This is a genomic window from Avrilella dinanensis, from assembly GCF_002807015.1.
Taxonomy (GTDB): domain Bacteria; phylum Bacteroidota; class Bacteroidia; order Flavobacteriales; family Flavobacteriaceae; genus Flavobacterium; species Flavobacterium dinanensis.
Map to the genome: position 1 here is coordinate 1693958 of NZ_NIPO01000001.1, position 18515 is coordinate 1712472.

At 37.9% G+C, this 18515-nt stretch carries 23 protein-coding genes; 8 read left to right on the forward strand and 15 right to left on the reverse strand.

Translation table 11 applies throughout. The features are described from left to right. Positions 1-83: 83 nt before the first annotated feature. The 3 genes from CDL10_RS08085 (at position 84) to CDL10_RS08095 (ending at position 1359) form a co-directional block, all read left to right on the forward strand. Positions 84-722: a peroxiredoxin gene (locus tag CDL10_RS08085; protein WP_100678063.1), complete on the forward strand. Its 639-nt coding sequence runs from the start codon at positions 84-86 to the stop codon at positions 720-722. Between the two features lie 71 nt (positions 723-793). Then, positions 794-1102: a thioredoxin family protein gene (locus CDL10_RS08090; protein WP_100678688.1), complete on the forward strand. Its 309-nt coding sequence runs from the start codon at positions 794-796 to the stop codon at positions 1100-1102. Beyond that, on the forward strand, positions 1102-1359 hold the full coding sequence (locus tag CDL10_RS08095; protein ID WP_100678064.1) for a DUF6952 family protein: 258 nt from the start codon (positions 1102-1104) through the stop codon (positions 1357-1359). Before CDL10_RS08090 ends, CDL10_RS08095 begins: the two co-directional genes overlap by 1 nt. Before the next feature lie 57 nt (positions 1360-1416). Here the strand turns inward: CDL10_RS08095 and CDL10_RS08100 are convergent, their stop codons facing one another. The 3 genes from CDL10_RS08100 to CDL10_RS08110 form a co-directional block, all read right to left on the reverse strand. Beyond that, on the reverse strand, positions 1417-1836 hold the full coding sequence (locus CDL10_RS08100) for a CBS domain-containing protein (RefSeq protein ID WP_243389313.1): 420 nt from the start codon (positions 1834-1836) through the stop codon (positions 1417-1419). Positions 1837-1943: 107 nt separating this feature from the next. Next, positions 1944-2597, reverse strand: a complete 654-nt coding sequence (fsa, locus tag CDL10_RS08105; RefSeq protein ID WP_100678065.1) for a fructose-6-phosphate aldolase — start codon at positions 2595-2597, stop codon at positions 1944-1946. 1 nt (position 2598) lies between these two features. Beyond that, a complete protein-coding gene (locus CDL10_RS08110) occupies positions 2599-3405 on the reverse strand; it encodes an SDR family oxidoreductase (protein WP_100678066.1) in 807 nt (268 codons plus the stop codon). Positions 3406-3503: 98 nt separating this feature from the next. Here CDL10_RS08110 and CDL10_RS08115 point away from each other — a divergent pair, with 98 nt between their 5' ends. Beyond that, positions 3504-4514, forward strand: coding sequence for a M28 family metallopeptidase (locus tag CDL10_RS08115; protein WP_243389314.1), 1011 nt, complete (start codon positions 3504-3506; stop codon positions 4512-4514). A gap of 1 nt (position 4515) precedes the next feature. Beyond that, complete coding sequence (locus CDL10_RS08120) at positions 4516-4950, forward strand: hypothetical protein (RefSeq protein ID WP_100678068.1); 435 nt, start codon at positions 4516-4518, stop codon at positions 4948-4950. Here CDL10_RS08120 and CDL10_RS08125 read toward each other — a convergent pair. Genes CDL10_RS08125 through CDL10_RS08135 form a run of 3 tightly spaced genes read right to left on the reverse strand, consistent with a single transcriptional unit; the run spans position 4947 to position 6808 of the window. Further along, on the reverse strand, positions 4947-5750 hold the full coding sequence (locus tag CDL10_RS08125) for a lysophospholipid acyltransferase family protein (RefSeq protein ID WP_100678069.1): 804 nt from the start codon (positions 5748-5750) through the stop codon (positions 4947-4949). The two genes, CDL10_RS08120 and CDL10_RS08125, sit on opposite strands and share 4 nt — an antisense overlap. A gap of 16 nt (positions 5751-5766) precedes the next feature. Further along, positions 5767-6408, reverse strand: a complete 642-nt coding sequence (locus tag CDL10_RS08130; protein WP_100678070.1) for an NUDIX hydrolase — start codon at positions 6406-6408, stop codon at positions 5767-5769. Continuing rightward, the gene (locus CDL10_RS08135; protein WP_100678071.1) at positions 6392-6808 is read right to left on the reverse strand and encodes an acyl-CoA thioesterase; all 417 of its coding nucleotides are present in this window, start codon (positions 6806-6808) and stop codon (positions 6392-6394) included. The genes CDL10_RS08130 and CDL10_RS08135 overlap by 17 nt, the downstream gene beginning before the upstream one ends. Positions 6809-7019: 211 nt before the next feature. Between CDL10_RS08135 and CDL10_RS08140 the strand changes: the two genes are divergently transcribed. The 3 genes from CDL10_RS08140 to CDL10_RS08150 all read left to right on the forward strand — a co-directional run bounded on the left by CDL10_RS08140 (position 7020) and on the right by CDL10_RS08150 (position 10809). Then, entirely contained in the window at positions 7020-8639 is a 1620-nt protein-coding gene (locus CDL10_RS08140) for an ABC-F family ATP-binding cassette domain-containing protein (RefSeq protein ID WP_100678072.1), read from the forward strand. A 193-nt stretch (positions 8640-8832) separates the two neighbouring features. Next, positions 8833-9591, forward strand: a complete 759-nt coding sequence (gene bla, locus CDL10_RS08145) for a subclass B1 metallo-beta-lactamase (protein WP_100678073.1) — start codon at positions 8833-8835, stop codon at positions 9589-9591. Between the two features lie 36 nt (positions 9592-9627). Continuing rightward, complete coding sequence (locus tag CDL10_RS08150) at positions 9628-10809, forward strand: multidrug effflux MFS transporter (protein WP_100678074.1); 1182 nt, start codon at positions 9628-9630, stop codon at positions 10807-10809. Positions 10810-10984: 175 nt separating this feature from the next. On the opposite strand, the gene CDL10_RS11360 is transcribed toward CDL10_RS08150, so the two are convergent. From CDL10_RS11360 to rimK, 9 genes are all read right to left on the reverse strand, one after another. After that, entirely contained in the window at positions 10985-11155 is a 171-nt protein-coding gene (locus CDL10_RS11360) for a lmo0937 family membrane protein (protein ID WP_117615787.1), read from the reverse strand. A gap of 86 nt (positions 11156-11241) precedes the next feature. After that, positions 11242-11637 carry a VOC family protein gene (locus tag CDL10_RS08155; RefSeq protein ID WP_100678075.1) on the reverse strand — a complete coding sequence of 132 codons (396 nt, stop codon included), beginning with the start codon at positions 11635-11637 and terminating at the stop codon, positions 11242-11244. A 12-nt stretch (positions 11638-11649) separates the two neighbouring features. After that, complete coding sequence (locus CDL10_RS08160) at positions 11650-12282, reverse strand: NAD(P)H-dependent oxidoreductase (protein WP_100678076.1); 633 nt, start codon at positions 12280-12282, stop codon at positions 11650-11652. A gap of 63 nt (positions 12283-12345) precedes the next feature. Next, positions 12346-12768, reverse strand: coding sequence for a type II toxin-antitoxin system VapC family toxin (locus CDL10_RS08165; protein ID WP_100678077.1), 423 nt, complete (start codon positions 12766-12768; stop codon positions 12346-12348). Beyond that, positions 12769-13020: a DUF6364 family protein gene (locus CDL10_RS08170; RefSeq protein WP_100678078.1), complete on the reverse strand. Its 252-nt coding sequence runs from the start codon at positions 13018-13020 to the stop codon at positions 12769-12771. Between the two features lie 86 nt (positions 13021-13106). Next, positions 13107-14060 carry a phosphoribosylaminoimidazolesuccinocarboxamide synthase gene (locus tag CDL10_RS08175; protein WP_100678079.1) on the reverse strand — a complete coding sequence of 318 codons (954 nt, stop codon included), beginning with the start codon at positions 14058-14060 and terminating at the stop codon, positions 13107-13109. Positions 14061-14191: 131 nt separating this feature from the next. Next, entirely contained in the window at positions 14192-16180 is a 1989-nt protein-coding gene (locus tag CDL10_RS08180) for an alpha-ketoacid dehydrogenase subunit alpha/beta (protein WP_100678080.1), read from the reverse strand. Positions 16181-16385: 205 nt separating this feature from the next. Further along, positions 16386-17072, reverse strand: a complete 687-nt coding sequence (locus CDL10_RS08185; RefSeq protein ID WP_133119474.1) for an SIMPL domain-containing protein — start codon at positions 17070-17072, stop codon at positions 16386-16388. A 52-nt stretch (positions 17073-17124) separates the two neighbouring features. Further along, positions 17125-18507, reverse strand: a complete 1383-nt coding sequence (gene rimK / locus CDL10_RS08190) for a 30S ribosomal protein S6--L-glutamate ligase (RefSeq protein WP_100678082.1) — start codon at positions 18505-18507, stop codon at positions 17125-17127. Between the last annotated feature and the right edge of the window lie 8 nt (positions 18508-18515).

The following is an 18515-nucleotide window of genomic DNA, read 5'->3' on the forward strand; positions in this document are numbered from 1 at the left end:
TCAAAATCACTCGAAAAAGGTGGTTTTAATCCATAAATTTGTACTATCGAAAATTAATAATAACCATTTAAAATTATTTAACTATGTCATTTGTAGGTAAAAAATTCCCAAACATCACAGTAGATGCCATCTCTGAAATGGGCGACAACATGAGAATCAACGTGTTGGAAGAAGCAGTAAACAACAACAAAAAAGTTTTGCTGTTCTGGTATCCGAAAGATTTTACTTTTGTTTGTCCGACTGAATTACACGCTTTCCAGGAAGCTTTGGAAGAGTTTAAAAGCAGAAATACTATCGTAATCGGTGCATCATGCGACACCAACGAGGTTCACTTTGCTTGGTTGAACACACCAAAAGCTGAAGGCGGAATTGAAGGGGTAACTTACCCGTTATTGGCTGATACGACCCGTAACCTTTCTAACGTTTTAGGAATTCTTGACGTAACTGAAGAAGATTATAACGAAGAATTGAATGCTATCCAAATCGTAGGTTCAAACGTAACATTCAGAGCTACTTACCTGATTGATGAAGAAGGAAAAGTTTTCCATGAATCAGTAAACGATATGCCATTGGGCAGAAATGTGAAAGAATATTTACGATTGATTGACGCTTATACTCACGTACAGAAAAACGGCGAAGTTTGCCCTGCAAACTGGGAAGAAGGTAAAGAAGCGATGTCTGCCGACCGTAATTCTACCGCAGATTACTTAGCGAAACACTAACATTTTTTGTTATGAATTGTAAGTGTTTTACACTTACAATTCATGACTTATAACTAAAAAAAACAATGATTATGCTAAAAGAATTAGAACAAGATAACTTACAGGAAATCGTGAACGGCAACGAAAAAGTTGCTGTACAATATGCAGCATCGTGGTGTGGTAATTGCCGAATCATGAAACCGAAATTCAAAAAACTTTCTACCGAGAAAGAAGGCATTACTTTCGTTATTGCTGATGCAGAAAAATTTCCTGAATCGAGAAAATTGGCATCTGTAACCAACCTGCCGACATTTGCCATTTTCCAAGATGGTAAATTGGTTAGTGAAGTACAAACCAACAAAGCCGAAGTATTGAACGAATTGGTAAATGAATTAGGATAATGAAAGTACCTGTTATTAAAAAGCTGACTGAATTCATCGAAGAAAATGACCAGGATTACATCATCGAAACGCTGGAAGTTTTGGAATATATGACCGAAATTCCGTCACTAAAAGATGAAGAACTGGACGTTATCGGAGAATTAATTTCCAATATGTACGGTGCATTGGAAGTAAACAAAATGATTGCAGACGGTACACCTAAAAAAGAAGCAATGAATAACTTTATGCAACGGGTGTTAGGTTCGATTGATAAATAATTACATTGATATTACGATAAAAAAATCCAATTCTCTATACGAATTGGATTTTTTTTGTTATTCCTCAAACTGTTTCAGCATATAATTAATTAAATCAGTCGTGGTTACTATACCGACCAGCTCGTCGTTTTCAACAACGGGCAACGAATGAAAACTTTGTTGTGATAACACCTCAGCTACTTCCTTCACAGTCGCATCGACATTGACGGTTATCGGTGCTTTTGCCATTACTTGGTCGATAGTGTACATATCGTAAACAACGCTTTCCACATAGTCTTCTTCATCAGTCAAATCAGCAAAACTAATTCGTAGCAAATCGGAATGACTCAATATCCCGAGCAGCTTTTTTGATTCCACCACAGGAATATGCCGAATCTTGTGTTTCTTAAACAATGCTTCTGCCTCATACAAGCTTTGTGCCGGATTTAATACAATCAAATCTTTGGTCATAATGTCAGATACAGGTACCGCTTTCATAGTCGTTCGTTTTATTATTACACTACTAAGCTACTGAATATTTTTGGTAAATATACTGATGAAAAGCATTGTTATTGTTGTTTTTTTTGCGTATATTGGTCAGTTAATTAATTTCCTTTTTTATAATCTGCCAAGAACTGTTCCAGACCGCTGTCGGTTAATGGGTGTTTCAGTAATCCTAAGATTGAGCTTAAAGGTCCAGTCATCACGTCAGCTCCGATTTTTGCACAGTTCACAATATGCATAGTGTGGCGAACCGACGCCGCCAGAATCTGTGTATCAAAAGCATAATTGTCATAAATCATACGGATTTCGTCTATCAGGTTTAATCCGTCGGTAGAAATATCGTCTAATCTCCCGATAAACGGCGAAACATAAGTAGCCCCAGCTTTCGCCGCCAGTAACGCCTGACCTGCCGAGAAAACCAAAGTCACGTTGGTTTTAATTCCGTTGTCAGAAAAATATTTACAGGCTTTGATACCATCTTTGGTCAGAGGGATTTTCACAACGATTTGTTCATGCAGTTCTGCTAATTCTTCCCCTTCTTTGACCATACCTTCAAAATCGGTAGCGATAACTTCTGCAGACACATCGCCATCGACAATATTACAGATGTCCACATAATGTTTCAGAATATTGTTTTTGCCAGTAATCCCTTCTTTTGCCATTAGTGACGGATTGGTCGTTACGCCGTCTAAAACACCTAAAGCCTGTGCCTCTCTGATTTGGTCTAAATTTGCTGTGTCAATAAAAAACTTCATACTATTTGATTTTATAATGATTCATTAATATTTTTTCATACATTTTGTCAGGCAGAATACGTTTGAGAGCAATAGAAAATTTTTGCAAAAAAGCCCCCACTTTATAATGCACTTTTGGGTTTTCAGTTTCAATAATCCTATGAATTGCCTTCGCCATAGTTTCCGGATTCATTCCGCTATCCACATCGGCATCGATGGTGTTTAGCTGCTCTTGATACACTTTTTCATACGGCGAACCAGTTATAACCGGTGCGTGGTAACGCCGGCTTGCAATATTGGTTGAAAAATCGCCCGGCGCCACATTAGTAACCTGAATACCAAATGGTTTCACTTCCATTCGTAAAGATTCGGTAATTAATTCCAAAGCTCCTTTTGAGGAAGAATAAGCACTGCGAAACGGTAATCCCATATATCCGGCAATTGAGGTAACGTTGATAATCAACCCGCTTTTTTGCCTACGCATTTGCGGCAATACAGCTTTGATAACCTGTATCGGTCCGAAAAGATTGGTTTCAAAATTATTTCTCACTTCATCAATCGGGATTTCCTCCAGCGGTCCGGTAATTCCTACTCCGGCGTTATTAATCAAAACGTCCAGCCGTTGTTCTTTTTTCAAAAGGGTCTGCACCGCCTGCTGAATGGTATCTTCCTTTCTTACGTCCAATGCCAGCAGTTGGAAAGGCTGTTGAGCACTTTTTTCCGGATTTCTGCCTGTGCCGTAAACGGTGTATCCTTTTTGATGTAAATAAAGAGCCACGGCATTGCCTATGCCTGAAGTAGCTCCTGTGATTAAAACAACTTTACTCATTTTTGTCGGTTTCGTACAAAGATAGGCAAAGTTAAAAACATGACCGCATAAGTCTAAATTCAAATTATATGTTTATTTTTATGCTTAAAATTATTTTTATGTTACGAAACATTCATCTGATATTCATCACATTATGTACGCTTTGCAGTTGTTCGGACTCTCAATCTCAGGTTGCCGATGATAATTTGCCAACCTATTTAGCTAAAATCGAGTTAGAAAATCTGAAAAACCATGTTTATAATCTGGCGTCTGACGAAATGAGCGGCAGAAAAACCGGTGAAGAAGGTCAAAAAATAGCCGCACAATATATCCGTGATTTTTATATCGCTCAAAATATTGAGGCAGCACAAAACACCGATAATTATTACCAATACGTTCCGGGTGAATTCATGAGTACCGTTTTAAACACTTTGCAAGACAGCGAAAATGCGGTTGCTTATATCGAAGGAAGTGAATTTCCGGACGAATATGTGGTTATTTCTGCACATTATGACCACATGGGCATCGAAGACGGTCAAATCATGCATGGTGCTGACGACAACGGCTCGGGAACTGCGGCGGTTATGGAAATCGCCCGGGTGTTGAACGATGCCAAAGCCCACGGAAAAGGTCCGAAACGGTCGGTTGTTTTACTGCATTGTACGGGAGAAGAATTCGGTTTACACGGCTCACGGTATTATACTGAAAACGCTTTGTATCCGATGGATAAAACCATTACGAACATCAACATTGATATGATTGGGCGAAATGACGATAAATATCTCGAAGAAGGAAATTATGTGTACATCATTGGCCCAAGCCGACTTAGTGATGATTTGGACGAACTGACCAAAGAAACCAATCAAAAATACACACAGCTTACGCTGGATTATACCTATGACGACCCAAGCCACCCGGAAATGTTGTATTACCGTTCAGACCATTATAATTTTGCTAAAAACAATATTCCGGTTATTTTCTTTTTTGGCGGCACACACCCCGATTATCATCAACCTACTGATACAGCAGATAAAATTTTATTTGATGAAATGATGAAAAGAACTCAACTTATTTTTGCTACAATCTGGCAAGTTGCCAACCGAAACGAACCTATAAAAGTTAATCCGTAAAATGAAAAAAAGTTTATTATATATTCCGTTTATATTATTATCTCTGACAGCTTTTTCACAAACTGCCGAGCAGGAAAACGAGATGAATGCTATTATCAGCTATGTGCAGGAAACTCAGCGTGATGACATTTTTGAAGTCAAAAATATACGTACACAAAACGACAATGGCGAAGAAGTAATTACCTCTTATTATTTCGAGAACGAAAATGTTTTTTGCATTATCAATAAGGTTTATGCAAAAGTTCAACACGAAACAACTTATTACCTGAAAGACAATAAATTAATATTAGCTATTATCCGGGAAGATTCTACAAAACCGGACGAAATTTATTATTTTGTCAAAAACGATTCTTTACTTAATTCAAAAGACATTAATGAGGCTTATCCGTTTGAAGAAGTTGTCGGAAATTTCAATGAATTGATTAGTGAGTTTTAATATTCTCTTTCTTTATTCAGGGTTTCTTCGTAGTCCAGAATTTCCTGAGGAATAACTTTCAGAAATGACGGGTGCTGCTCGATAGCATATTCTATTTTTTCTACAATCGTTTCGATGCTGTCGTTTTCATAATCAACAGCCAGCGGTTGTTTGATAACCATGCTTTGCAAAATCCCTTTTTTCTTCAGCCACAATCCTTTTTTGTCGAAAGATCGCCGAAAACCATCAATTACTACAGGAACAACAATAGGTTTGTGTTGTTTGATGATATGAGCAGTTCCTTTGCGAACCGGCTTAAACGATTTGGTTGTTCCCTGCGGAAAAGTAATTACCCAACCATCTGCCAACGCTTTTTTTATGTTTTCGGTATCATTCGGATTGACTTCTTTTTTTTCAGTGATATCCTTTCCTTTTTCACGCCAGGTTCGTTCAACAGTAATGGCACCGGTATAGCTCAATATTTTCGGCAGAAGCCCGGCACGCATAGTTTCTTTGGCAGATACGAAATAGATATTCAACTTCGGATTCCAGATATAAAAAATGTTGTTCAGATTGTCTTCCCGACCTTTCAGACTGGCATTAAAAACATGCAACATCGCTACAACATCGGCGAAATAAGTCTGATGATTGGAAATAAACAACACATTTTCGTCAGGTAAATTTCTGATAATATCCGAACCTTCAATAACTAACTTGTTAAAGCCTCGATAACGCCGATGGGTAAGAATCCCAAACCAACGAATCAACCGTTTTTTGAGAAATAAATAATTTCCGAAAGCATCTTTTTTAAACCAACTCATAAAATCTTTTTACCTATTAAATCTGATGAAGCAAATCCAATATCTCCGCAACAATCATAGCTGTAGCACCCCAAATAATTTTTTCATTAACAACATAAGCCGGCACATTGATATGAAATCCGTAAGAAGTATTCATACGTACCTGGCGAAGATTTTCCGGATTCAGTAAATCTGCCAGAGAAATACATAAATCGGACTTTACTTCCACTTCGTCCAACCGCACTTGCATTGGTTGTGTATGAATCGCCAAAAAAGGCATAATCAAAAAGTTGCTGGGCGGAACATAAACAGGCGACAAAGCCTTGATATCTTGCAATTGTGAAGGTAAAATCCCTACTTCTTCTTCGGTTTCACGCAAAGCAGTTTGGTGCAAATCAATATCATCGGGCTCACGTTTGCCACCCGGAAAAGCAATCTGTCCGGAATGCACGCCCTCATACACCGCCCGTTCGATAAACAACAGATGCGTTTTATTTTGAATCGGAAACAAAATCGCCATTACTGCCGACTCTTTCGGGTTAACTTCCTCCAGATTGATACTTTCAATCAGCTCTTTTCGCTCCGGCGACCACATTTTCTGATGAGAATGTCTCCCTAATAATTGCAGGTTTTCTATTTTTGTGAGATGACGATATAGATAATTAAAGTCCGTAAGCATATTTTTCTATAATCGCTTTAATTTCAGCAGGTGGAACAATAGGTCTGCCAGTTTTCATATCCACAAACACCAACATCGAATATCCAGTAGTAAGCAAATCGCCCGATTCGTTCCGGATTTCATAATTAAATTCTATCTTTACCGAAGTCTGGCTTTTCAAAATAGTTGTTACCGTCAATAAATCATCATATCTGGCAGGTTTTTTATAATCCATTTGCAAAGAAACCACCGGTAGCATAATGCCCATTTCTTCCATTTTTCTGTAGGACAATCCCTTACTTCGCAACCATTCCACCCGTCCCATTTCGAAATATTGGGCATAATTTCCATGATAAACCACTCCCATCTGGTCGGTTTCGGCATATCTGACCCTGACATTTATATCAAATTTGTTTTCCATAAAAATATATTGATGTGCGGTATGATGCAAAAGTACGAATAATTTGTTGATTCGCAGATTTGCACATTCGCGGATTTATAGATTTGCTAATTTGCAGATTCGCCAATTCGCTAATTTGCAGATTTGCTAATCGATTAAGGAAATTTTAATCACACAGATACTTACTTCTTCATAGAAAAAACCGTACCTTTGCACTTTCAAAAATCAGGTTATGCTTACAGTTTCAAACTTATCCGTTCAATTCGGAAAACGTATTTTATTTGACGAAGTGAATGCTACTTTCACACAGGGGAATTGTTATGGAATTATCGGTGCCAACGGTGCCGGAAAATCAACTTTTCTGAAAATATTATCAGGCGATATCGACCCGACGTCTGGGCATGTGATTTTAGAACCAGGCAAACGAATGTCGGTGCTTAATCAAAACCACAATATGTTCAATGAATATACGGTACTGGAAACTGTTTTGATGGGAAACAAGGTGCTGTATGACGTGAAGAAAGAAATGGACGAATTGTATGCCGATTATACCGATGAAAATGCAGACAGAATAGGCGAACTTCAAATGCAGTTTGACGAAATGAATGGCTGGAATGCTGATTCTGACGCAGCTTCTCTCCTATCTAATTTGGGTATCTCTGAAGATATGCATTACACGCTGATGGGTGAAATGGAAGGTAAGCTGAAAGTGCGTGTATTACTCGCCCAGGCTTTGTTCGGAAATCCGGACGTGTTGATTATGGACGAACCCACCAACGATCTGGATTTTGAAACCATTTCATGGCTGGAAAACTTTTTGGCGAATTACGAAAACACCGTATTGGTAGTATCGCACGACCGTCACTTTTTAGACGCGGTTTGTACACATGTTTCAGATATTGATTTTGGAAAAATCAACCACTACACCGGAAACTATACTTTCTGGTATGAATCTTCTCAGTTGGCTGCCCGTCAAAAAGCTCAGCAAAACAAAAAAGCTGAAGAAAAACGAGCTGAATTGGAAGAATTTATCCGAAGATTTTCTGCCAACGTAGCAAAATCTAAACAGGCTACTTCGCGTAAAAAAATGTTGGAAAAACTAAAAGTAGATGACATCAAACCGTCTTCACGAAGATATCCTGCTATTATTTTTGAACAGGAACGTGAAGCAGGTGACCAGATTCTGAATATTGAAAATCTGACATACAGTTTAGACGGCGAAACGCTTTTCAAAAACATAGATTTGAATGTAGCCAAAGGCGATAAAATTGTACTGATTTCCAAAGATTCGAGAGCTACTACCGCTTTTTATGAAATACTGAATGACAAACTTACTCAACAGGACGGGAAATTCGATTGGGGTGTAACAACCACACACACCTATCTTCCGGCTAATAATCAGGAATATTTCAAAGACGATCTGAGCTTGGTAGACTGGCTTCGCCAATGGGCAAAAACCGAAGAAGAACGTGAAGAAGTTTACGTTCGCGGATTCTTAGGGAAAATGCTTTTTTCTGGCGAAGAAGCTCTTAAAAAAGGAACTGTATTATCCGGTGGGGAAAAAGTTCGTTGTATGTTATCCAGAATGATGATGCTAAGAGGAAATGTTTTGATGCTCGACGAACCGACCAACCATCTGGATTTGGAATCAATTACTGCTTTCAACAATTCATTGAAGAATTTCAAAGGAACGGTATTGCTGACCACGCACGATCACGAATTTGCACAAACTGTCGGAAACAGAATTGTGGAAATTACACCAAACGGTATCATCGACCGGTATATGACTTTTGACGAATATTTGAATGACCCGAAAGTCAAAGAATTACGCGAAAAAATGTACGCTAAATAAAGTACAGTAATTTCGACGAGAATTTATTAACCTTCACTCAGCCACGGACTTGTCATACCGTAAGCATCTTTTTTAGATTCCTGCGGAATGACAAACATTGTGGCTGAAATATTTGTTAGTGGTCATTATACGGATACACGCTACAAAGACAAGAAGAAAAATATTATTTTCAGAAAAAATAACTTTAATAAAAATGAATACTTTAGTCAAAACTCTTTTAATAATTGTGTGTTCCACAATACTTTCAAGTTGTAATTCCACAAAAAAAATAGATTTTAAGCCGAAAGAAATCTATCGAACCAATGATTTAGTTGTCACGCAAATTTCTGAAAACGCTTTTATGCATATATCATATTTACAGACTAATGATTTCGGAAATGTGCCTTGCAATGGATTAATTGTACGAGATAATAATGAAGTAATAATCTTTGACTCACCAACGAATGACAAAAGTGCAGAAGAACTTATCAAATGGGTAATGGAAACACTAAACTGCAAAATAAACGCAATTATTCCAACTCATTTTCACGATGATTGTTTAGGCGGACTAAAAGTATTCAATGATAATAATATTCCTTCTTATGCATATTTCAAAACCATTGAACTTGCAAAAGAAAATAAATATGAGATTCCGAAAAATAATTTTGATAATTCGATTATTTTAAAAGTTGGAAATAAAAATGTTTCTGTTAAATTTTTTGGCGAAGGACACACAAAAGATAATGTGGTCGGCTATTTTCCGAGTGAAAACATAATGTTTGGTGGGTGTTTAATAAAAGAATTAAATGCAGGTAAAGGATTTTTAGGTGATGCAAACGTTGCAAAATGGTCAAATACAGTTGAGAAAGTAAAAATGGAATATCCAAATGTAAAAATTGTTGTTCCAGGACACGGAGAATACGGAGACGGAGGATTGCTTGATTATACGATTGAACTATTCAAAACACAATAAATAAAAAAACAACGAACCGCTAACATCGCATTGGCAATGAAACAACATAAAATCAACAAAACTTTCCTAATTATTTTATTGGGAATTTTAGCCGCCATAGGCCCTTTTACTATAGATATGTATTTGCCTGCATTTGGTAAAATTGCCGAATCTTTTGGTACAGATGAGAGTCATGTTGCTTTTACACTTACCTCCTATTTTTTCGGTATCGCTATCGGACAATTGATTTATGGGCCAGTGGTGGATAAATACGGGCGAAAAAAACCTTTACTTTTCGGGTTATTTCTGTATGTTGTTTCAGCACTCGGTTGTGCCGTTTCCTATTCTATTGAAATGATGATAATTATGCGGTTGTTTCAGGCATTGGGCGGTTGCGTCGGCATGGTAGCTTCTGTTTCAATAATCAGTGACGTGTATGAAGTTGACCAAAGAGCGAGAGCTTTTTCGTCTATTATGCTGGTTATGGGAATCGCACCACTAATCGCACCAAGCTTGGGAAGCCTGTTTCTTGTTATCGCTTCATGGGAATATATTTTTTACTTCTTGACTGCTTTTGCTCTGTTGGTTTGGGTACTCATATATGTTTTTTTGCCTGAAACCAGTGGATACATACACAATAAACCATTGAAAATAAAAACTATAGCAATAAATTACAAAACCGTAATCCAAAACAAGGTGTTCTTTAATTACACCTTGGCAGGAAGTTTGTCTATGGCGATACTGTTTGCTTATATATCTTCGGCATCTTATATTTTTCTTAATCACTATGGGTTATCTGAGGAAAAATTCTCTGTACTGTTTGCCATCAATGCTTCCGGATTGATTATCGGAAATTTTCTCAACGGACGCCTGACTAAATATTACCATTACCTCACTATGGCAAAATATGCGTCAGTTTTATTACTGATAGTCAGCGGGTTTATCTTTTCATTATTTTCTTTTCAGGATAATGTATCCTACACGATTACTGTTGCCAGTTTGGTTTCGATTATGTTTTTGGTCGGATTCATCAACCCTAACGCAACCGCCGCCTCAATATCGCCATTTACAGCCAATACCGGAACAGCCTCTGCCTTGAGTGGTGCGGTGCGAATGGGCATAGGTTCGGTCATTGCTGCGGTAATGGGAATATTACCTGTAATTTCCCCGCAAACAATGTTTACCACCATAGCCTGTTTATCACTACTAACAATGATTTTCCTTTGGAAAAAAGTATAAAAAGGAGAATGCCCGAAAAATCTATATTTATCAAGCTTAACTTGATTTACTTCGTACAATTCGCAAGCTCGGGTCAGCTTCTCATAAGTTTTTGAAATATGATCACTTTGAGACTCCTCCTTTGCCGGAATAAGAAAACTAATATTTTTTAGATTTTTCGGACAGCCTCATCAATTCAATTCAGCGGTTTTTTACCACTTATGATATTATAAAGGATAATAATAATAGCGATGGCTAAAAGAATATGAATGAGATTTCCTAATCCCATTCCTCCACCGATACCGAGTAATCCTAAAATCCATACTACAATACAGATTACAGCTACAAACCACAAAATACTTCTCATAATATTATAGATTTAATGTTATAAGTATAAAAATAAGAAAAATATTTTAAAATAGGTCTTTTTCTATATTATTTTTAGATTATTTGTCACTTTATTTTTTGAGCAAAAGCAATAATATGTCCGTCTATATCAGCAAAATAACAGACTTTATCGCCCCAATCTCTGGCTTCGACAGAAGAAATAATTTTTGCTCCGGCTTTCAAGGCATTATCAAATTCAAGTTCAATATCATCTACATACAAATAAAGTTCACATCTCGGAATTCCGTTTCCTTCATTAGGGTGCGGTGTTTTATCGGAAAGTATTTTGGCTATCCCGTTATTGGGCATTAGTCCCAGCTTGCAGTTTTCAGCCAGTTTAAATTCGGTCATTCCCGGAACGTTTAAATCTGGTTTTTGCCTGAATAACCTGGTATAGAAATCCGTACTTGCCTGCTGGTTATTTACGTACAAAATCGTTTCTATAAGCCGGATATGTTTCATTTTATAATATTATCAATCTAAATACTCGATGATGGTTTCTTCGTGCTTTCTGACTTTTTTCAATCCGGTTTGCCAGTCATTACCGGCGTCTCTGTAGCCCATCGGTAACAACAAAACACTTTTCAAACCCTGCTGGTCGAATTTCATCAATTTATCCAAATCAGAAGCGGCAAATCCTTCCATCGGTGTGGCATCAATCTGCAACACAGCAGCTTCAACCATGCCAAATGAAGCCGCAATATAGGCTTGCTTGGCTGCGTGTTCCTGTTGTTTTTCTATGCTCCATGAAGTAAGCTGCTTAGCAACTGCGGTTTTATAACTATCCGAAAAACCTTTGGGCAGTTCTCTTTCTTTTTCGTAATGTGAAAAATATTCCTCAAAACGATTAATGGTATAAGCGTCCCAAGCAGCAAATATTACCAAATGTGAGCATTCAGTAATCTGCGGTTGGTTGAATGTCAGTGGTTTGATACGTTCTTTGAGCTTTGGGTTGGTAATTACAAATATTTTAAACGGCTGCAATCCACTTGACGTAGGTGCCAAACGGGCTGCTTCGAGTATTGATTTTATTTTGTCTTCCGGCACTTGCTTACCGTTCATTCGCTTAGCGGCATAACGCCATTGCAAAGCTTCTATTATTGACATAATTTTTTATTTTTCTATTTATAAAACAGGTATTTATTAAAATCCACTTCAGATAAAATACTATTAATCAACAACTTTACCTCTTAAATAAGTTTCAGGTGTCATTATTGCTAATTCACTCTTTTTAAAATCTTTAAGGTTTCTGGTTAAAATGATTTTAATTTGTCCATTTTCGATAGCAGAAAAGTTTTGTAAGGCATCTTCAAAATCTTTAAATTCTGAATTTAATGCACTTAAAACAACATTTTTATCCATTTTTACAACTTCAATTATGGTTAATAGTTGTTTTATTTTTTCTACAATCATACTGTGTTTTGCTGTTTTTCTAAGCAAATAATAAACATTTGAAACTATTACAGGTGTAGTAAATCCTTGTATTTCTTTATTCGCACAGCTATTCAATAATTCTGTTGCGTATTCGGCATAGGGTTCTCTGTCAAAAAAGAAATCCATTAAAACATCTGTGTCGATTAAAACTTTATCCATCTATAAATACTTTTTTTCTAAACGCTCTCTAAGCTCCTCTTCATAGTCCATATCTTTTGGCATTTTGAAAGAACCTTTTAAAGACTCGATTATTGGATTAAGTTTTTGTTCTTTAGTTTTCTGTTCTTTTTCAGTAAGTGCTTTTAAATAATTTTCAATAATATCAGACAAGCTTCGATTTTTCTTTTTTGCATAATTTTTAGCTCGTTCGATAATATCTTCTTCTATCGTTAGTGTCAACTTTGTATTCATTGTCAATAAAGTTTAGTTTAGTCTATTTCACAAAGTTACAAACCAATCTTCAATACACGTGTGTTTTTAAATTATTTAACACGTGATTACCTATAATTTTTGAGATAATTAATCACATTTTCATTGATTCTGTTTTCGATATCAGACACATCAGCTTTGATAAACGACTCTCCCATAATTTTCTCATAAAGCTCAATATACCGCTCAGAAACAGAATTTACATATTCATCGGTCATCTCCGGAATCTGCTGCCCTTCTTTCCCTTGAAAACCATTACTGATTAACCATTGACGAACAAACTCTTTGGAAAGTTGTTTTTGCGGCTCATTGTTTTGCTGTCTTTCCGAATAACCATCAGCATAAAAATAACGTGATGAATCCGGTGTATGAATTTCATCAATCAAAACGATTTTTCCTTCTTTGGTTTTTCCAAATTCATATTTGGTATCTACCAAAATCAGCCCGCGTTCGGCAGCGATTTCTGTTCCACGCTGAAACAACGCCCGGGTATATTTTTCCAAAATAAGGTAATCTTCCTCAGAAACAATGCCTTTTTTCAGAATATCCTCTCTGGAAATATCCTCATCGTGGTCGCCCTGGTCTGCCTTGGTTGATGGGGTAATAATCGGTTCAGGAAAACGGTCATTTTCTTTCATTCCTTCGGGTAATTCCACCCCGCACAGCAAGCGTTTACCCGCCGTATACTCACGAGCGGCGTGACCTGACAAATAACCTCTGATAACCATTTCGACTTTGAACGGTTCACAAAGCTCTCCTACTGCCACATTCGGGTCGGGTGTCGCCGTCAGCCAGTTCGGAACGATATCTTGGGTAAGCTGCATAAAACGGGTCGCTATCTGATTAAGAATTTGTCCTTTGTAGGGAATTCCTTTAGGCATAATCACATCAAAAGCCGACAACCTGTCGGTGGCTACCATGACTAATAAATCGTCGTTAATATTATATACTTCACGAACTTTTCCTTTATATACGGATTTCTGATTCGGAAACTGAAAGTTTGTGCTGGTTATTGTATTCATATTCAATTCTTTTATGTTTGTACTGAACTGTTTAAAGTTTAAAGTTTTTTGCTTAAAGTTAGTATTTCATGTCCAAAATTTCAAATTATTTCAATACTCAGCCCAACTTTATTATGCTAAAAACTTTGAATTTAATATGCCAAAAGCGTTAATAATTCTTCTTCAAATCTGTCTTTAGGTAAATACTGCTCTTCCAGATTTTTCATAAACGGAATCGGCGTTTCGATACTACCTACACGCTTAACCGGTGCATCGAGATATTCAAAACAATTTTCCATTATGGCAGACGAAATATCGCCGGCGATTCCGCCAAACAAGGTATCTTCCTGCAAAATAATTGCCCTGCTTGTCTTTTTCACTGATTGGAAAATCGTTGCATAATCCAACGGTTGCAAGGTACGTAAATCTATCAGGTCCGCAGATATTTCGGAATGATTTTTTAAAGTTTCCAATGCCCAATGCACACCTGCTCCGAAAGAAATAATCGTGATGTCGTTGCCTTCGGTAATCAAAGACGCCTGCCCGAAAGGCAAGGTATAATAATCTTTCGGCACGTCCTGATAAATGCTTCTGTATAACAATTTATGCTCAAAAAACATAACCGGATTCGGGTCATTAATCGCTGTATTCAACAAGCCTTTGGCATCATACGGAAATGCAGGATAAACCACTTTCAGTCCCGGAGTTTTAGTAAACCACGCTTCGTTGGTCTGAGAGTGAAACGGTCCGGCCTGAGTTCCGCCACCGCAAGGCATTCGCACAACCACATCTGCATGCTGATTCCAGCGATAATGCGACTTTGCCAGTAAATTCACAATCGGATTAAACCCGGAAGACACAAAATCAGCAAACTGCATTTCGACCACTGATTTGTAATTGTTAATCGACAATCCCATTCCGGCAGACACGATAATACTTTCGCAAATCGGGGTATTTCTTACCCGCTCTTTTCCGAAATCTTTATAAAAACCGTCAGTCACTTTGAACGCACCACCGTATTCTGCAATATCCTGTCCCATAATAACCAGATTGTCGTGCTTTTCCATAGACTGCTTTAATCCCTGTGATAAGGCATCAATAAATCTGATATTTTCACTTTCGGCGGTTGCCGGTTGTATGATTTCTGATTGGTAAGGCTTGTAAACATCATTCAATTCTTTGTTTAAATCAGCCTTAATAACTTCTTCTTTAACAGCTAAATCCCAATTTTTATTAATTTCTTTTTTTATCTCTTCCCGGATTTCTTTTTCGACAGATTCTGTCAGGACTTTTTCTTTCAATAAATAGGTTTTGAAATTTTCAACCGGGTCTTTTCTTTCCCATTGTTCAAACAATTCCTGCGGAATATATTTGGTTCCGCTCGCCTCTTCATGACCACGCATTCTGAAAGTTTTGAATTCAATCAAAACCGGACGTGGATTTTCCCGCATAGATTCTGCCAATGCTGAAACCTGTGTATATACTTCCAGAATATTATTTCCGTCGATAATATGGCTTTCGATGCCATAACCTTTACCTCTGTCGGCAAGATTTTCGCAACGATACTGCTCGTTTGTCGGCGTAGACAACCCGTAACCGTTGTTTTCAATAATGAACAAAACTGGTAATTCCCAAACCGATGCCACGTTGAGTGCTTCGTGAAAATCACCTTCGGAAGTAGCTCCCTCGCCGGTAAAAACCGCCGTGATTTTTTTATCTTTTTTCAAAGTATCTGCCAAGGCAATACCATCGGCAATTCCCATTTGAGGTCCCAAATGTGAAATCATTCCAACGATTTTGTATTCCTGCGTACCGAAATGAAAAGACCGGTCGCGACCATTGGTAAAACCGCTGGCTTTGCCCTGCCACTGTGAAAATAGCCGGTTTAACGGAATCTGCCTAGTGGTAAAAACACCTAAATTGCGGTGCATCGGCAAGATATATTCGTCTGATTGTAAGGCGGAAGTAACGCCTACCGCGATGGCTTCCTGCCCGATGCCGGAAAACCATTTGGATACTTTTCCCTGACGAATTAATATCAGCATTTTTTCCTCAATCATACGAGGTTTTACTATGCTTTTGTATAACTGAACCAACGTTTGATTGTCCAGATTTTTTCTATCGAATTTGAGCTTTTCCATGAATGTAAAATTGCCCGATAAAATTACTGCTTTTGGAATGAGTAACGAAATTTTACCGGGGAATTTTATTGGGAAAATAAAATATCTTCCTGATATAATAATATGGAATCTATTTCCGGTTCAGGAGGATTGTCCCGTCCTGAAATAGCGATACAAAAAAAACCTGATATTGTGAATATCAGGTTTTAATTTCATTTACAATCAACTATTTCAACTGAAAAGTAATATTGATATTGGCTGTAATTTCGATTTCTCCTTCGGCCAATGTTTCATCGGCAGCGGAAGCACTTTCTGCATAAGCGGCTGCTTTCATCTGATATACTCGCGGGAAAACCGCTTGAGTGCTGTTTTCAGACACAACAATCGCTGTTCCAACACTTTGACCTAATGCCTGAGCATAGTCTGCTGCTTTTTTCTGAGCATTCTGTACTGCTTTTTTACGGGCTTCAGATTCATATTTTTCTATTTCAGAAGATTTAAACTGTACACCATTAATCTGGTTGGCTCCGGCATCAATCAATCCTGCCATAATCATTTCATATTTAGACAAGTCTTTGATTTGTATCTGAATGCTCTGCCCTGCCTGATAATATTTTTCTTTGGTTTGGTAATCCTGTCTTTGATACAGATTCACTCTTTCCGTTTTGTAATCTTTGGCATCAATGCCTGATTTTTTCAGAAAAGCAATCATTTTTGCCATAATAGCATCATTCTCTGATTTAGCCACTTTGGCGTCCGGATTATTGGTTTCTACTCCGATAGATAGTGCTGCCTCATCAGGTTTTACCATTACTTTACCTTCCCCGCCAACACTAATAGTGTTTTGCAGTTGATTCTGAGCACCCATCGTTGTTGCTATTGCCATAAATAATACAATTACTAAATTTTTCATTTTTTTTATATTTTGGTTTACGGAAGTACCAAAATCAACAACTGTACCAAAGTTATTTTTTTGCTGCCAATTTCCATTTAAAATTTTTCTCAATCGCCTTAATCATCTCTCCGGCAATATCTTTGCCTGTTGCTCCTTCGATACCTTCTAGTCCTGGCGATGAATTTACTTCCAAAAGTAAAGGTCCTTTAGACGAACGGATAATATCCACACCGGCTACTTTCAGGTTCATCGCTTTGGCGGCTTTGATGGCAATTCGTTTTTCTTCTGGGGTTGCTTTTACAATAGATGCAATACCCCCCAAATGAATGTTTGCCCTGAACTCCCCTGGCAAAGCCTCCCGCTGCATAGCCGCAACTACTTTTCCGTCCACCACAAACAAACGCAAATCTTTTCCGTTGGCTTCTTTAATGAATTCCTGTACCAAAATATTTGCATTCAAACTCTTAAACGCATTGATTACTGATTCGGCTGCTTTTTTGGTTTCTGCCAGCACGACTCCTTTGCCTTGAGTCCCTTCCAACAGCTTTATTATCAATGGCGAACCGCCAACCATATTAATCAAATCATTGGTATCTAAAGGCGAATTTGCAAAACCTGTGGTCGGAATATCCACACCGTTATTCAGCAATAACTGCAAGGAAAATAATTTATCACGGGATTGGGCAATAGCGGCAGCACTGTTCAAACTAAACACTTTCATCGACTCAAAATGCCGGGTTAAGGCACAACCATAATAGGTCATACTTGGTCTGATACGCGGAATGATAGCGTCCAAATCATTAATCACTTTTCCGCCCCGATAGTGCATTTCCGGTTGGTTGGCATCGAGTTTCATATAGCAGTGCCGGATATTGAGAAAGTGCATTTCGTGTCCCCGCAACTCTCCGGCTTCGATGATTCTTCGGTTGGAATATAAATCCGGATTACTCGCCAGCAAGCCTATTTTCAAAAAATTGTTTCCTTCTTTCCCGGTCGGATATATTTTGATTAATTCTTCAATCGTTCTGTCGCCATATCTGAAACTCATTTCAGGGTCAACAATCAATCGTCCGCTCATCGCTTCACGCCCCAGCAGCATTCTGTATCCCATAGAATCCCGATTTGTGAGCGTTACCTCTATGTCCCACATCATTTCGCCCAAACCAAAAGGCGTTTTTATCACAAAACGTGATTCTCTGGTACCTGTCGAACTTTTGATTATCCTTTTATCTACTACCGGTGCCTCACATTTTATGGCTGATTTCTGATTATTTTGCAACGGATTGACCACAAACCGAACCCACAGCTCGCCTTCTTTTTCAAAAGGTGTAATCTGTTCGGCGTGTAATGCAGAGGTTTTTGCTCCGGAATCAATACGGGCTTTAACAGCGGGAATGCCTAACTGTGGGAATTGCCCCCATTCTTCGCCGCCTATAATTGTTTTATTTTCCATAATCCACT

What these genes read in the sequence shown, in the direction of transcription:
- CDL10_RS08085 (WP_100678063.1), top strand. Translation starts at nt 84, where the DNA reads ATGTCATTTGTAGGTAAAAAATTCCCAAACATCACAGTAGATGCCATC.
- CDL10_RS08090 (WP_100678688.1), top strand. Translation starts at nt 794, where the DNA reads ATGCTAAAAGAATTAGAACAAGATAACTTACAGGAAATCGTGAACGGC.
- CDL10_RS08095 (WP_100678064.1), top strand. Translation starts at nt 1,102, where the DNA reads ATGAAAGTACCTGTTATTAAAAAGCTGACTGAATTCATCGAAGAAAAT.
- CDL10_RS08100 (WP_243389313.1), bottom strand. Translation starts at nt 1,836, where the DNA reads ATGAAAGCGGTACCTGTATCTGACATTATGACCAAAGATTTGATTGTA.
- fsa (WP_100678065.1), bottom strand. Translation starts at nt 2,597, where the DNA reads ATGAAGTTTTTTATTGACACAGCAAATTTAGACCAAATCAGAGAGGCA.
- CDL10_RS08110 (WP_100678066.1), bottom strand. Translation starts at nt 3,405, where the DNA reads ATGAGTAAAGTTGTTTTAATCACAGGAGCTACTTCAGGCATAGGCAAT.
- CDL10_RS08115 (WP_243389314.1), top strand. Translation starts at nt 3,504, where the DNA reads ATGTTACGAAACATTCATCTGATATTCATCACATTATGTACGCTTTGC.
- CDL10_RS08120 (WP_100678068.1), top strand. Translation starts at nt 4,516, where the DNA reads ATGAAAAAAAGTTTATTATATATTCCGTTTATATTATTATCTCTGACA.
- CDL10_RS08125 (WP_100678069.1), bottom strand. Translation starts at nt 5,750, where the DNA reads ATGAGTTGGTTTAAAAAAGATGCTTTCGGAAATTATTTATTTCTCAAA.
- CDL10_RS08130 (WP_100678070.1), bottom strand. Translation starts at nt 6,408, where the DNA reads ATGCTTACGGACTTTAATTATCTATATCGTCATCTCACAAAAATAGAA.
- CDL10_RS08135 (WP_100678071.1), bottom strand. Translation starts at nt 6,808, where the DNA reads ATGGAAAACAAATTTGATATAAATGTCAGGGTCAGATATGCCGAAACC.
- CDL10_RS08140 (WP_100678072.1), top strand. Translation starts at nt 7,020, where the DNA reads ATGCTTACAGTTTCAAACTTATCCGTTCAATTCGGAAAACGTATTTTA.
- bla (WP_100678073.1), top strand. Translation starts at nt 8,833, where the DNA reads ATGAATACTTTAGTCAAAACTCTTTTAATAATTGTGTGTTCCACAATA.
- CDL10_RS08150 (WP_100678074.1), top strand. Translation starts at nt 9,628, where the DNA reads ATGAAACAACATAAAATCAACAAAACTTTCCTAATTATTTTATTGGGA.
- CDL10_RS11360 (WP_117615787.1), bottom strand. Translation starts at nt 11,155, where the DNA reads ATGAGAAGTATTTTGTGGTTTGTAGCTGTAATCTGTATTGTAGTATGG.
- CDL10_RS08155 (WP_100678075.1), bottom strand. Translation starts at nt 11,637, where the DNA reads ATGAAACATATCCGGCTTATAGAAACGATTTTGTACGTAAATAACCAG.
- CDL10_RS08160 (WP_100678076.1), bottom strand. Translation starts at nt 12,282, where the DNA reads ATGTCAATAATAGAAGCTTTGCAATGGCGTTATGCCGCTAAGCGAATG.
- CDL10_RS08165 (WP_100678077.1), bottom strand. Translation starts at nt 12,768, where the DNA reads ATGGATAAAGTTTTAATCGACACAGATGTTTTAATGGATTTCTTTTTT.
- CDL10_RS08170 (WP_100678078.1), bottom strand. Translation starts at nt 13,020, where the DNA reads ATGAATACAAAGTTGACACTAACGATAGAAGAAGATATTATCGAACGA.
- CDL10_RS08175 (WP_100678079.1), bottom strand. Translation starts at nt 14,060, where the DNA reads ATGAATACAATAACCAGCACAAACTTTCAGTTTCCGAATCAGAAATCC.
- CDL10_RS08180 (WP_100678080.1), bottom strand. Translation starts at nt 16,180, where the DNA reads ATGGAAAAGCTCAAATTCGATAGAAAAAATCTGGACAATCAAACGTTG.
- CDL10_RS08185 (WP_133119474.1), bottom strand. Translation starts at nt 17,072, where the DNA reads ATGAAAAATTTAGTAATTGTATTATTTATGGCAATAGCAACAACGATG.
- rimK (WP_100678082.1), bottom strand. Translation starts at nt 18,507, where the DNA reads ATGGAAAATAAAACAATTATAGGCGGCGAAGAATGGGGGCAATTCCCA.